This is a genomic window from Paracraurococcus lichenis, assembly GCF_030657435.1.
Classification (GTDB): Bacteria; Pseudomonadota; Alphaproteobacteria; order Acetobacterales; family Acetobacteraceae; genus Paracraurococcus; species Paracraurococcus lichenis.
In genome coordinates this window covers 1-13,532 of sequence record NZ_JAUTWS010000062.1, presented here as the reverse complement: position 1 = coordinate 13,532, position 13,532 = coordinate 1, and the positions used below count along the sequence as shown (strand labels likewise).

8 protein-coding genes are annotated in these 13,532 nt (G+C 72.3%); all 8 read left to right on the top strand.

Annotated features, from left to right (window positions below; genetic code table 11):
* Positions 1 to 7: 7 nt before the first annotated feature.
* A complete protein-coding gene (locus tag Q7A36_RS31495) occupies positions 8 to 2,578 on the top strand; it encodes a YncE family protein (protein WP_305107757.1) in 2,571 nt (856 codons plus the stop codon).
* Positions 2,579 to 2,586: 8 nt separating this feature from the next.
* Positions 2,587 to 4,053, top strand: a complete 1,467-nt coding sequence (locus Q7A36_RS31490) for a hypothetical protein (protein ID WP_305107756.1) — start codon at positions 2,587 to 2,589, stop codon at positions 4,051 to 4,053.
* A 15-nt stretch (positions 4,054 to 4,068) separates the two neighbouring features.
* Positions 4,069 to 6,585 carry a tail fiber domain-containing protein gene (locus Q7A36_RS31485; RefSeq protein ID WP_305107755.1) on the top strand — a complete coding sequence of 839 codons (2,517 nt, stop codon included), beginning with the start codon at positions 4,069 to 4,071 and terminating at the stop codon, positions 6,583 to 6,585.
* Complete coding sequence (locus Q7A36_RS31480) at positions 6,585 to 8,141, top strand: hypothetical protein (RefSeq protein WP_305107754.1); 1,557 nt, start codon at positions 6,585 to 6,587, stop codon at positions 8,139 to 8,141. The genes Q7A36_RS31485 and Q7A36_RS31480 overlap by 1 nt, the downstream gene beginning before the upstream one ends.
* Before the next feature lie 4 nt (positions 8,142 to 8,145).
* The gene (locus Q7A36_RS31475) at positions 8,146 to 10,155 is read left to right on the top strand and encodes an ATP-binding protein (RefSeq protein WP_305107753.1); all 2,010 of its coding nucleotides are present in this window, start codon (positions 8,146 to 8,148) and stop codon (positions 10,153 to 10,155) included.
* Entirely contained in the window at positions 10,152 to 12,626 is a 2,475-nt protein-coding gene (locus tag Q7A36_RS31470) for an eCIS core domain-containing protein (protein ID WP_305107752.1), read from the top strand. Before Q7A36_RS31475 ends, Q7A36_RS31470 begins: the two co-directional genes overlap by 4 nt.
* A 214-nt stretch (positions 12,627 to 12,840) precedes the next feature.
* A complete protein-coding gene (locus Q7A36_RS31465; protein ID WP_305107751.1) occupies positions 12,841 to 12,996 on the top strand; it encodes a hypothetical protein in 156 nt (51 codons plus the stop codon).
* Between the two features lie 6 nt (positions 12,997 to 13,002).
* On the top strand, positions 13,003 to 13,509 hold the full coding sequence (locus Q7A36_RS31460) for a hypothetical protein (protein WP_305107750.1): 507 nt from the start codon (positions 13,003 to 13,005) through the stop codon (positions 13,507 to 13,509).
* The last annotated feature ends 23 nt before the right edge of the window (positions 13,510 to 13,532 follow it).

Here is a 13,532-nt window from a genome sequence, read left to right as displayed (position 1 = left end):
GACCGCCATGCCAGACGCCAACCATCATCACGCCGCCCATTGCCCGGAGTGCGAGCCGCAGCCGGTGCTGCGGAACCACTGGTTCCTGGGCAAGCTCGTCACACCGCGCGACCTGACGGATGAGCACCGCTATGTCGCGCAGAAGCTCCGCCTGCACCACCAGCGCCTGCACGGCACCGGCATCGTCTGCGGGCTGGAGGTGAGCCAGCACGGGAATCCGCTCTGCCAGGACCGCCTCGTCCGCCTCCATCCGGGCAGCGCCATCGACTGCTGCGGCCACGACATTTTGGTGCTGGAGGAGGACACCATCGACCTGATGGCATTCCCGGCCTTCCGCAGCCTGGTCGAGACGCCGGAGGGCAAGCCGCACCGGCTGCGTCTCTGCCTCCGCCACCGTGAATGCCCGACCGAGGAGGTGCCCGTCCTCTTCGACGAGTGCGCCTGCGACGACACGGACTGCGCCCCGAACCGCATCCTGGAAACCTATGCGGTGGACCTGGTGGTGGACCCGCCGGAGCCGGAGCCGAAGTCGGTCCTGACGCCGCGGCTGCGGCGCCTGGCGACGGTCGGCGTGCCGGAGGCCGGTGCGATCGCGCTCGACGAAGGCCCCGGCCGCATGCTGCTGACGGCCACCGAGAGCGCGAAGTCGCTGGTCTATCGCACCCTGCTGGACGGCCTAGTGCCGAAGGCGCCCGTGCACCTGGACCGGCTAGCCTTCGCGCTCGCGGTGGACCCGAGTGCGCGGCTGCTGGCCGTCGCCGTCGCGCCCGACACCGTGACCGACCCGCTGGAGCTGCACGTCTACGACCTGGACGGCACGCTCGCGGCGCCCGAGCGCAAGCTGACGATCCCGGCCAGCGCCGGCAGCAAGATGCGGATGCGTTGCGCGCCCGGGACCGGCGAGATGGTCACCCTGACGCTGGATGGCGGCAAGGTCGCGGTTTGGAAGAAAGGCCTGCCGGATGGCGAGGCGCCGCGGGAGCTCGACGCGGGCGGCGACTCGATCGGGCTCGCCATCGGCACCGGCGGCACGCTCGCCTACACGCTCCGCGACGGTGCGGCGAAGGTGGTGGAGGTCCAGCTCGGCTCCGCGGCGCCGCCGCGCGAGATCACGCTGCCCGCCGGCTTCTCCCACGTCGCGCTGGACGCGGCGCTCTCCACCGGGCCCGACCTGATCGCGCTCGCCGGCACCGAAGGCGGCAAGGGTCGGCTGTTGCTCTTCGATCCGAAGGGGGCGGGCAGTGCCGTGGGCCAGGCGGTGGAGCTGCACGGCGAGCCCGCGGACATCGCCGTCAGCCCTGGCGGGGGCTGGGCCTATGTCGTCGGCGCGGAGAGTGGCAAGGGTTGGCTCCAGCCAGTCAACCTGCATCAGCTGCGCGCCGGCAAGCAGCCCAAGGCCGGCGCGGTGCTGGACGTGGCGGAGCCGCTGGCCGGCGTCACCGTGGATGCGGCCGGCCGCCGCCTCTACCTGCTGCATGCGGACGGCGTCGTCATCGTCGAGGTGGACGAGGCCGATTGCGGCGCGCTGCTCGACGGCGGCGCCTGTCCCTCCTGCCTCGAGAGCGATTGCCTCACGCTGGCGACGATCCGCGGCTGGAAGCCCGGCGCGAAGCTGCTCGACGGCGACGACGCGACAGGCGACCCGCCGGCCGGCACGGCCTGGATCGACAACGCAGACGGCCGCGTGGTGCTGCCCAGCACGCAGGCGATCGCCGCGGCGCTGCGCTGCCTGATGGAGCACGCGCCTGCGGGCGGCGGCACGCAGGGTCCGCCGGGCCAGAACGGCACGAACGGCGAGGACGGCCTCGGCATCGACGCGGTGAACGCGACGTTCGTGAACTGCACCGTCCCGGGCGCCGCTGCCATCGTGGACATCGCCGGGGTACGCACGCTCAGGCTCACCATCCCGAAGGGATGCGACGGCAAGGACGGCGTGGGCGCCGGCGAGAAGCTGGTGCGCATCGCCGCGCTGAGCTGGGAGCACCGGAAGCCGAGCCTGCTTGCGACCATCGTCGAACCCTCCGACACCCCCGGCCGCCCCCCCAGGACCTTCAAGGGCCTCGTCATCGGGTTCACGGGAGACGTGGTCATCGGCTTCGCCCTTCCGGCCCGCAACAAGCGCGAGGAGATCGAGCACCTGGTCGTGGATGCGGAGCACGTCTTCCAGGTCCTCGCGCGGCCGCGGCGCAACGCCGTGCAGGACACGCTGCTCGACTGCCGTTGCCCCCTGGCCGGCAACCAGGTCGTTCCCGTGCGGATCACCCGGATGGACGGTAGGCTGATCCGCGAAGCGGAGATCGTGCCCGGGCCCATCGCCAACGCCGCGGCCTACCTGCTGAACGAGGATGCCCTGGGCGGCTTCAACCGCTTCGTGGGCCAGGAGCTCTGGGCGGTCCTGCGCGGCGACTTCGTCTGCGAGCCGGACAGGGACGAGCGCGGACGGCTCGCACTGGGCCGCGCCATCGACGCCGAGTTCGTGCGCGCCGACCTGCCCACGGGCGACCGCCCGAAGGGCGCCGACCTCGGCATCCAGGGCGGCCTGTTCGAGAGCTGGTTCCCGGTCACCCTTGAAGGATGAGGCGCAGCATGTCCGGCCACCACGCCAGCTCCGCCGCCGCGCCGCGCCTCACCTCGCTGCGCGCGCCCGTACAGCGGCTCTGCTCGCCGGAGCCGCCGCCCTGTCCCGTCTGCGGCACGCTGGAATGCCTCTGCCGCCCGCGCTGGGTGGCGGGGCAGATCGTCGGCGAGGCGGACCTGAACCGCCTCGACCGCTACGTCACCGGCAAGATGCGGCTGCACAACCGGCACCTGCACGGCACCGGGGTGGTCTGTGGACTGGTCGTCCACTGCCATCCCTGCGAGGGCGGGCTGCTCAGCGTCTCGCCCGGCTATGCGCTCGGTCCCTGCGGCGAGGACATCGTTGTCTGCGCGCCGGACACCGTGCCGGTCTGCGAGATGATCCAGGCCTGCCGCGCGCAGGAGGTGTCGGCCCTCGAATGCCGCCCCTATGGCAACGATCGTGGCTGCAAGGAGCTGGAGGAGGAGTGGGTCCTCGCCATCCGGTACGAGGAACACGCCGCGCGGACGGAGCCGCGGCTGCACGCCTCGGCCTGCCCGTCCTGCGGCTGCGGCGGGCGGAGCTGCAGCTGCGGCGGCAAGGGCGGCTTCTCGCCCGCCCATCCGAAGGGCTGCGGATGCGGCTGCGGCGGGGCAGGCGGCAAGGTGCCGCCGCGCTCCGCGCCCGTCGAATGCGCGCCGACCATCACCTGCGAGGGCTACCGCTATGAGGTGTTCCGCGCCCCGAAGCCGAAGGGCCCCCGCGACCCGCGCGCGGGGACGGGCTCGGCGCTCTACGACCGCATCACCGACTGTGTGCAGAATGTCTGGCGAGCGGCGGAGGCGCTGCGGCAGGCGACCAACGGCGACGACTGGTCCGCCCGCGTCCGCGCCTGCCACGCCCTGAAGGCCGCCCTCGTCGCGCACCGGAACGAGCACGGCACGACGCGCTGCGAGGAGATCTCCCACCTTTGTAGCATCGACTGCATGGCGGAGAACTCGGCCGAGGCCGACCGGCAGCTGCTGGCCCTCACGCAGGCCGTGCTGCAGGACTGCCTCTGCGAGGCCCTGCTGCCGCCCTGCCCCGAACCGATTTCCGAAACGCGCATCCCGCTCGCGACCTTCACCGTTCGTGGCAGTCCCTGCCGCGTGCTCCGCGTCTGCAACTGGACGCCGCTGCGCGCGCTCGTTCCGACCTTCCCCAACCTGCTTTACTGGTTGTCCTTCTTCCCGCAGGCGGCGCAGATCCGGGACCAGCTGCAGCAGCTGTGCTGCGGCACGCCGCAGCTGCGCCAAAATGACTTCGTCGTGCGGCGGGAGGCGGTGCGCGACAGCGGTCAGGACCCGATCCTCGGGGACCTTCTGCGCGGCAACCCGCCCGACGTCAGGGCCATGCTCCGCGGCTTGAACATCGTCGCGACGCCGGACGACGTGACCGAGTTGCGCGAGCAGGTGAAGGCGCTGCAGGCAGAGGTCGCCGCGCTGCGTAACCGTTAACCGGGAGGATGTTGCATGTCGGGCAGCACGCTCGAGCGCCCCCGCTTCGTCGAAGGGCAGTATATCGGCGCCGGCGATCTCGACGCCATCGTCGCCTACCACCGCGCGCGGCTGGCCGAGCACCTACTCGGTGGGCACAGCTGGGGCATCGTGAGCGGCCTCGCCCTGGTGGAGCGGCCCGACCCGGCGGGCGGCATCGAGGTCTGGCTCCAGCCGGGCACCGCCCTGGACGGCTATGGCCGTGGCATCGTGGTGCGCACCGCCATGCGCATCCCGGTGGACCACCTGCAAGGGCGTCCCACGGGCAGCTACCGCGTCTGGATCGGCGCGCGGGAGGAGGGGCAGGCGGCGCTGCGCCCGGGCTATGGCGGTTGCGCCTGCGACGCGGATGCCTTCACCCGCATGGCGGAAGGCTACGAGCTGGAGTTCGGCGAGCTGCGCCTGGACGAGCGCGAGGGCGGGGTCCACTACAACGGCGCGCTGAGTCCGGATGCGCGGCTGGTCCGCCGCCTCCTCGACACCGGCGGGCCGTTCCTCTGCGACGGCTCGGTGCCCGAGCAGGCCCCCCACCCGCGCGGCGCAAGGGCGCGCTGGCTCGTGCCGCTCGGCCAAGTGCAGTGGGACGAGGCGATGGCACGGCTGGTCGCGCTGCCCACCGACGACGCGCGCAGGCTGTCGCGCCGCGTGCGCCGGAACGCCGGTCTGGTCGGCGAGAGCCTGCTGGGTGCGGACGGGTTACTGCGGCTGCGTCCCCGGCTGGTCCAGCCGAAGAAGGATGCGCCCGACAGCGAGGTTCAGACCGTCTGCGACGCGTTGGCGCTGCGCGACGCGGACCTAGCGCTGGTGGACGGGCGGCCGGTGTTCCACGAGCCGGTCTGGATCGAGAGCAACCTCCGCCTGGTCGGCAATGGGCGGATCTGGGGCGGGCGTTGGGAGTTCCGCAAGCCGGACGGCACGGATGACGGCCGCATGCTGGCGGTCGGCGCCGCCGCGAATGCCGTTGCGCCGGGCCCGGGGCGGGACCTCGCCGTGGCGCTGGGCACCCAGGCGGATGGCAGCAACCGCTTGGTTGTTGGTGTGCTGGCGGCGGACGGCACGGTGCAGCCGGCGATCCGCCTCACCTCCGACGGCCGGATCGCCATCGGCACGGATGCCCCGCAATCCGCGGTGCATGTCGAGGGGGGCGGACCGACGCAGATCCACTCGGGAGGCACGGACGGCGGCCTCTCCTTTGCCAGCCGCGACGCCGTCTCTTACACCCTGGCGCCGAATGCCGGGCAGCGCTGGCTGTGGTACGCGAACGGGGGCAAGGCGCGGCTCTGGTCTGGCAGTGACAAGCTGGTCGTCACGCCGGAAGGCCGCCTCGGCCTGGGGACGGCGACGCCGCAGCGCGCCATTCATGTCGAGGGCGACAGCCCGACGGAGATCCATTCCGGCGGCATGGGTGGCGGTCTCTCCTTCGCGAACCGCGATACGAAGTCCTTCGTAGATGTCCCGGCTGGCGGCGAGCGATGGGTCTGGTACGCGCTGGGCGGCAAGGCGCGGCTCTGGTCGGGCGGGGACAAGCTGGCCGTCACGCCGACGGGTCAGCTCGGCATCGGCACCGACGCGCCGCGCAGCGATTTGAAGCTGGAGGTGCGCGGTCAGATTGGCATGCTGCAGGCACCGGCGCGGCTCTACATGCTGGGCTCTGCCATCGCCGATGACGGCGATCGCATCCTGCGCATCACCAGCGGCGGCGACCGCGTGGAGATCGGCGCGTTCGGCACGCAGCCGCTGAAGCTGAACATCGGCGGCGAGTTCGGCCGCACCGACGGGCCGAGCTGGTTGCACCTCTATGGCTCACGCATCGGCGACCAGGGTGATGGGGTGTTGCGCATCCGCAGCGGCGGCGACTATGTCGCCTTCGACGGCAACGACCGCGTGGGGATCGGCGTTGCCCTGCCGAGCCACACGCTGCATGTCCAAGGCACGGCGTACAAGAGCACCGGCCCGAATTGGCTCACGCCCTCCGATGAGCGGCTGAAGAAGGATGTCGCGCCGGTCGAGGGTGCGCTCGGGAAACTTCTGCGCCTTCGGGGCGTCCGCTTCGCTTGGCGCGACCCCACGACTGCGGGTGGCTACGCCGGGATAGAGACGGGACTGCTCGCTGGCGAGGTCGAGAAGGTCTTCCCCGAATGGGTCGAGACCGGGCCCGACGGCTACAAGCTACTCAACATCCGTGGTTTCGAGGCGCTGGTTGTCGAGGCGCTACGCGAGCTGCAGGCCGCGAACGTCAGCATCCACGGTTTCGAGGCGCTGGTCGTCGAAGCACTGCGAGAGTTGCGGGCCGAGCACGCGGCGCTGCGCGAGCGAGTCGAGGCGCTGGTCGCCGAGGAGCTGCGCGAACTGCGAGCCGACAACGCGGTGCTGCGCGAGCGGGTGGAGGCGTTGGAGCACCGGGCCGCCGGCGGTGATGCTGGCGGCCCCCTTGCATCCCGGCCGAAGCGGCCACGTCGGGCATCATCGCCGCCGGGTACGGCCAAGCGCTGATGTCGCCTTTTTCGCCCAACACAGGTCCCGAGGGTCGCATCACCATCCGGCGGCACCTCGCCACTTATCTGGTGGCGGCCAACCACCCGGCGCCCGATGCAGTGCGTGGCCGAATGGATGCGGCACTGGCCGAGTTGGCGCGGGACCTTGGCGCCGCCCTCGCGCCGCTCGCCCGCGGCAAGGCCGAGGGGGTTTGGCTGCTGCGCGAGGTCACGCTCGACAACACCCTCGACACCGGCCTGGCGCCGGCGGAGGCGGGGCGCCGTTGGGCGGGCGCGCTGGCCGCAGCGATTGCGAGCCGGCTGGATCTCTCCTCCGACGGCGTTATGTTCTTCCCTGACCGCGCTGCCCACCTCGCCCGCTTCCTGGCCGACCTGGCCGGCGGCGATGCCTGGGGCTCCTGGATCCATGTGTGCTTCGGCGGGTTGCGCGCACTGCCCACCGGCATGGCACTGCGCACGGCCATCCTGGCCGAGCCGGCGGAGGGGCTCGCGGCGCTCACCCGCTTGGCCGCGCCCGACCTGGCCAGGGTGCTGGAGGCGATGGGCAGCGCCGAGGCGGCACGCGTGCTGGACGGGCTTGCCGGGCAGGCGGCCGAGGCGCCGGCTGCCGAACTCGCTGCCCTGCTCGCGCGGGAAGGCTGGCCGCCTGTCTCGCCGGCCTGTCCGGACCGGCTCGGCCTCGCGCTGTTCGTCGCCGCCGTGGCGGCTGGCCTGCCGCCCGGGGTGGCGGCCCTGGTGCGGGCGCTGGCGCTGCTGCGCCACCACCGCGCCACCGGCGCCGCCGAGCCGGATGTCGCGGCGCTCGCGCGACGGCTCGGCGCATCGGGTGCCGCGGCGCTCCTGCCGCTGCTGCGGCTGGCACCGGAGCCGCGGGCGGCGCTGCTGCGCCTGGCCGATCCCGCTGGCGCCGAGACCCGGCCCGCGCGCCACACGCCCTTCGGCGGCGGCTTCCTACTGCTGCGCTTTCTCGACGAATGGCGGCTGGACGCGGCAACGGCCGGCTGGCCGGCGCCGGAGGGGGCGACCGCGGCCGCGCTGCTCCGCGCGCTGGTGCTGGCGCGCTGCACCGGCGGGGCGCGCGCAGCGGCCTTCCTGCTCGATCCGCTCTGGCGCGACGTGCTGGGCCTGCCGCCGCGGCTCGGCGCCGCTGCCATCGCCGCCTGGGGCCGGGATGTCCGACGCCGCCATCGCCAGGCGCTGCGCCGGGACCTGCCGCCGCTGCCGCGGCCCGATGCGGCGGCGCGCCGCTTCCTCTCGGTTCCGGGCGGCGCGGCCACGCCGCGGCTCTCGGCGCTGCTGGACCGCCTCGCCTTCGCGCTGGTGCAACGCATGGCCGCGCACCTGCCCGGCCTGGGCGGCTCCAGCCCCGCCTGGCTCGCGCGCAACATCCTCGCCGTGACGGCGCGGACGGAGCAGGACGTGGAGGGGCTGACCGTCACCCTCTCCCGCCCGCCGCTCGATGTCGTCCTGGGGATGACGGGCCTCGCGCGCGCGACGCTGCGCCTGCCCTGGCTGGTCGGCAGCGGCGGCCTGACGCTGCGGCGGGAGGCCTGAGTGCATGGACGCCGTGCGCCGCCCCCTCGCCGCGGAGCTCGAGCGCCTCGACGCGCTGCTCCACCGCGAGATCCTGCGGCTGCGCGCCGGCTACGAGCTTTCGCTGGACGAGTTCCGCGGTCTCTATGTCAGCGACGAGCAGGTGGATGCGCTGCTGCGCGCGCGGAACGCGGGCGTTCGGGAGGCGCCGCCGCCGCGCGTGCCGCCCGAGCCCGGCTCGGCCTGGGCTCGGCTGGCCGAGGCCTTCGCGCTGTCCTCGGCGGAGCGCGAGGTGCTCGTCCTCGCCGTCGCGCCGGAACTGGACGCCCGCTACGAGACGCTGTTCGCCTATCTCAACAACAACGTCGCGCGGCGCTGGCCGACGGTGGAGCTGGCGCTGCGCCTCCTGGACGATGCCACGCCGGACCTGCGTGCCGCGCTGTTGCCCGAGGGCAGGCTTGCGGCGCTCGGCCTGATCGAGCACCTGCCCGCCACGGCGGAACGGCGCCCCGAGCGCCTGCGGGAATTCGCGGCGGCGCCGCTGGTCGCCCGTGTCCTGCTCGGCCTGCCGCTGCCCATCCCGCCCGGCGCCAGGTGGCTGCCGCCCGCCCCCGGCATTGCCGATACCGGCCCGCTCCGCGCTACGCGCGACGGGCGTGAGGCGGTGCTGGTGCTGGAGGGTGCTGCCGGCTCCGGCCGCCTCGCCGCGGCCCGCGCGCTGGCGGCCCCGGCCGGCGTGGTCGCGGTCGAGGCATGCACCCTGCCCGCCGAGGGCTGGCCTGCCTTCGCCCGCGCCGCCGCCCTGCTCGCGCGGCTGCAGCCGGCGCTGGTCTTCGTGGACGCGACGGGCCTGGAGGGGCGCGGGCCGCCCGACCTGCCCGCCGCGCTGGACCGGCTGCAAGGGGGCGGGCCCCTGCCGCCCTGCCTCGCCACGGCGCCGGGCAGCCCCCTGCTGCAGACCCTGCGCGAGCTGCCGCTGCGGCGCATCGCCTTTCCAGAACCCGACGCCGCGCGCCGCCGCACGCTGTGGGAGGCAGCCCTCGCGGCCGGGGAATCGCGGGCCGAGCCGCAGGCGCTCGACGCCGTCGCGGAGCGGTTCCGTCTCAACGCCGGCCAGATCGCCCGTGCGGCGCGCGACGCCGCTCTCAGCACGGAGGCGCCCGGCCCGTTGCCCGCGCCCGCGCTGTTCCACGCGGCGCGCGAGCAGTCCGGCCTCGCGCTCGGGCAACTCGCAAGCCGCGTGCGGTCGCGCGCCGGCTGGCACGATCTCGTGCTGCCGGCGCCGACGCTGGCCCGGCTGAAGGAGGTCGCCGCGGCGATCGCGCATCGCGGCCTGGTGCAGCAAGGCTGGGGCATGGGCCGCCTCTCCGCCGCGCCAGACGGGCTGGCCGCGCTGTTCCAGGGGCCACCCGGTACCGGCAAGACGATGGCGGCCAGCGTCGTGGCGGACGGGCTCGGCCTCGACCTCTACCGCGTGGACCTCGCCACCGTGGTCAGCAAGTACATCGGCGAGACGGAGCGCAACCTCGACCGCATATTCGCATCCGCGCGCGGCAGCAACGCCGTTCTGCTGTTCGACGAGGCGGATGCGCTGTTCGGCCGTCGGTCGGAGGTGAAGGACGCGCATGACCGCTACGCCAACCTGGAGGTCGCCTACCTGCTGCAGCGCATGGAGGACCACGACGGCCCGGTGATCCTGGCGACCAACCTGGCGCGCAACATGGACCAGGCCTTCGCGCGCCGTCTGCACTTCATCGTCGAGTTCCCGCGCCCGGACGCGGCCGCGCGGGAGCGGCTGTGGCGCGCCATGCTGGCGCCGCCCCTGCCCTGCGCAGCCGACCTCGATCACGCCGCCCTCGCCCGCGGCTTCGAGCTGACCGGCGGGGAGATCCGCAAGGTGGCGCTGGAAGCCGCCTTCGCCGCAGCGGCGTCGGAGGCCCGGAACGTGGGCATGCCCCTGCTGCTCGGCGTGCTGGGGCGCGAGATGGCGCGGCAGGGGCGCATGGTGCCCTCGGCCATGGCGGCGCGCGGATGAGCGGGCCCGTCGCATCCCGGCAGGCGGCGCAGCGGTCGGAGGCCGCCCCCGCCGCCCGGAACTCGCCCGCCGCGCCGCCGGCGCCTGCCCTGGAGTTCGCCGGCAACCTCGCGATTCAGTCGCTGCTGCGCAGCGGCATCACCCGGGCCAAGCTCACGGTCAGTCAGCCGAACGATCCCGACGAGCGCGAGGCCGATCGCGTCGCGGACGCGGCCGTCTCGGGCGCACCGTCGACTCTCGTGCGCTGCAAATGCGCGTCGTGCGCAGCCGGCGTTCCATGCGGCCAGTGCGACGAGGAGACCCCGGTGCGCCTCAAGGGGAACGGTGCGCAGCCGACGCCTTCGGCGGCCGCCGCGATGCCGGCGCTTTCGTTTCTCGGCAGCGGCGGCCGGCCCTTGCCGCGCGAGACCCGCCGCGGCTTCGAGACGAAGCTCGGCGCGGACCTCAGCGGCGTGCGCATCCACGACGGACCTGCCGCTGCGCAGGCGGCGAGCGCTCTCAACGCGCGCGCTTTCACGGTCGGCAGCGACATCGCCTTCGCGCCGGGCCAGTTCGCGCCGAGCACGCGCAGCGGGCAGCATCTGCTAGCGCACGAGCTGGCGCACACGCTGCAGCCGGCGCGAGGGTCCTCCGTTCCGGCGCGACGATCCTGGTACGATCCGTTCGTGGACGCGGCCGAGTGGGTCGGCGGCAAGGTCGAGGCCGGCGCCTCGGCAGCCTGGTCGGGAACCAAGTGGGTCGGCGGCAAGCTCAATTCGGCGGGCCGGTGGGTCTACAATACGGCCGAAGACAAGCTCAAGGCGGCCTATCACTGCGCAAAGGGGATCGGCAGCTCGCTGTTCGCGCCAATCTCGCTGGACATGCTCGCGGCGCCGCAAAACCTGTCCCTCGCGGAGGTGACGGGTCATTCGAAGCCGGGCGCCGAGGACGCTCCCACGGGCGTTCTCAACACGGTTCTCGATGTCGTTGGGCATCCGTGCGTTCAGATGCTGCCCGGTGCCGGCCTGCTCCTCGGCGGCGTAAAGGTCCTTAAGGGATCGGCCGACCTTCTGGAGCTCGCATGGGACATCTACAAGAATCCCGATCCCTACATGGAGCGGATCCGCGCGTCCCTGACAGGAATGATCAGCGGCGCGGCGGACAAGGCGCGGTCGCTCGCGACGGCGATCGCTTCCAACGAGAACGTCGGCTGCATCCTGCGGCACCTCAATCCGAAGCTCCAATACATGGCGGAGAACTGGTGGCCCATCCTGAAGGAGATGGCATGGGAGCTGATCTGGCCATGGCCCGGCGTCGGGAAAGATTTCGGAATGATCTGGCACAAGATCAAATCCCTTGGCTCCAATCTCTGGGATCTGGAGTTCAACAGGGCGGCCGACGATGCCTTCTCGATCCTGCGCCACCTCAACTCTGCGGCCGGCCGGCTGTACGGCTGGTTCCTAATCGGTGCGGTTCTGGCCGGCGCCATCCTGGGTGGCATCGGGGGCGCCGCCGCGGGCGGCGCCGGAGCCATTCCTGGCGCGGCCCTAGGTGCTGCCTCGGGCTTCGCGTTTGCCAGCGAGGTCGGATACGGGCTGCTGCTCGCGACATTGGCAATCGAGGGCGCGTCGATCTACAAGGCGAGCTACAACCTCTCGCGGTCCGACCGCTTGCCGAAGGAGCGCGAGTGTGACTGCGAGCTGATCAGCTCCAGCAGTCTCACAATCGGTGTTTGCGGAGCCATGGTCCTGCTGGGCGGGCTCGCGGCCCGCTTCGCCAAGGCCATTATACAAAGAGTCGGCAATCGGCTGTTCAATCCTGAAATCCTCGCTCCTCTCGAACGCGGCCGCCTGGTCGAAGCGCGCATCGCCATGGGGGAATTGATCCGCGCCCGTTTCAGGGCCGCCGCCATCAGGATCACGGACCGGCTGACGGCCCGTGGACTCTTCCGTGGAGAGGGCAACTTCCCCGGCATCGATCTCGCCCGCGACGCGCAGATCACGATTCGCGGGCAGCAGGGACAGGTCATTGCGGATACGGCCGGGCTGCAGAATGCCATGCGCAACGGGGAAAGCATAACGATCGACATCGCGGGAGGAGATCTCGTCTCGGTGAAGTCGCGTGGCGGCGCGGACGTTGCTGCGGCCGTGGAGGAGGACATCGCTCAGCTGGCAAATTTCGGAGCGACCCCCCGCAGAATTCCGAGCTTCACCGCTGGTGTGAGGCAGGCTCGCGTCACAATCACCAATCCGGCCGCGCGGACCCTGACGGTCGCCTACGAGCCGGGCAGCCTGACGACGGCCGAGATCGCCAATCTGCGAGTCACCGCAGCCCAGAACGGCGTCACATTGGATCTACGTGCAGGCATCCCGCCGGACCCGCGGCTCGTCACGCCCATCGAATCGATGCCGGACATTCTGGCCGAGATAGCGACACTGGCGACGGAGGTGTCCGACACGCAGCAGCCGGGCGCAGAAGAGTGCAAGCTTTGAGCATGCTCGAAATGGTACGCATTCCGCGCAGGGCGCGAAGCGCCTGCCGCGCCGACGATGGGCGCGGCCGCCTTCCTGATGGTCGGGTATCTGGGCATTCCCTATCGGACGATCGTTCTCGCCGCGATCGCGGCAGCGTTCATGGCCGACCGACCCGCATCGGAGCCGCAGCATAGCCGGCTACAACCCGCCGCGCGGCTCCGCCGAGGCGCGATTGAACCAGCTCTTTCCCAACCCGCAGGCCGCGGCAGCGGGGGTGGAGCGGATCCGGCGCACGCTGCAGCCGCTTGGCCCGGACGGCTACGACGTCCTGCCCGGCTCGATCCTCAGCTCCCTCGAGACCAGTTCGGTCGAGACGCTGCGCGAGTAGATCCTCGTGGCGATCCGCAGCCGTCGCTCCGCCTTCGGCGAACTGATCCCCAGGGTGGAGGCCGGCGACGTTGGGTGGGAGCACTTCGCACCCATCATCCAATCTCTGCTGCCGATGGCCGATCCGGAACTGCGCGCCGCGATCCAGAAGGAAATGGACGATGACGCCTTCTGGAGGAAGGTGAAGGCCGTCGTGGTGGGCATCCTCTCCGTGGCGGTGCTGATCGCGACGATCTTCCCACCGACCTCGGCACTTGGTTTCGGCGTGCTCACGGCGACCGAGGTCGGCCTGGGCGGCTACGCCATGTACGAGGCCCCCGGCATGATCGCGACCGGGCAGGCGTACTCGCTCGGCACCGGGGCCAACGACGTCTTCTCGCCGGAGCAGCAGGCCGCCGGGTCGGCCATGGTGCTGGCCGGCTTCATCAGCCTTGTCGCCGGGCCACTCCAGGTCGCCGGAGGCATCGGCCGCATGCAGGCGGCGGCTGACGGCTGGGGACTGCCGGCGAGGTGACCACCGCGTTAGCACGCGAGGCC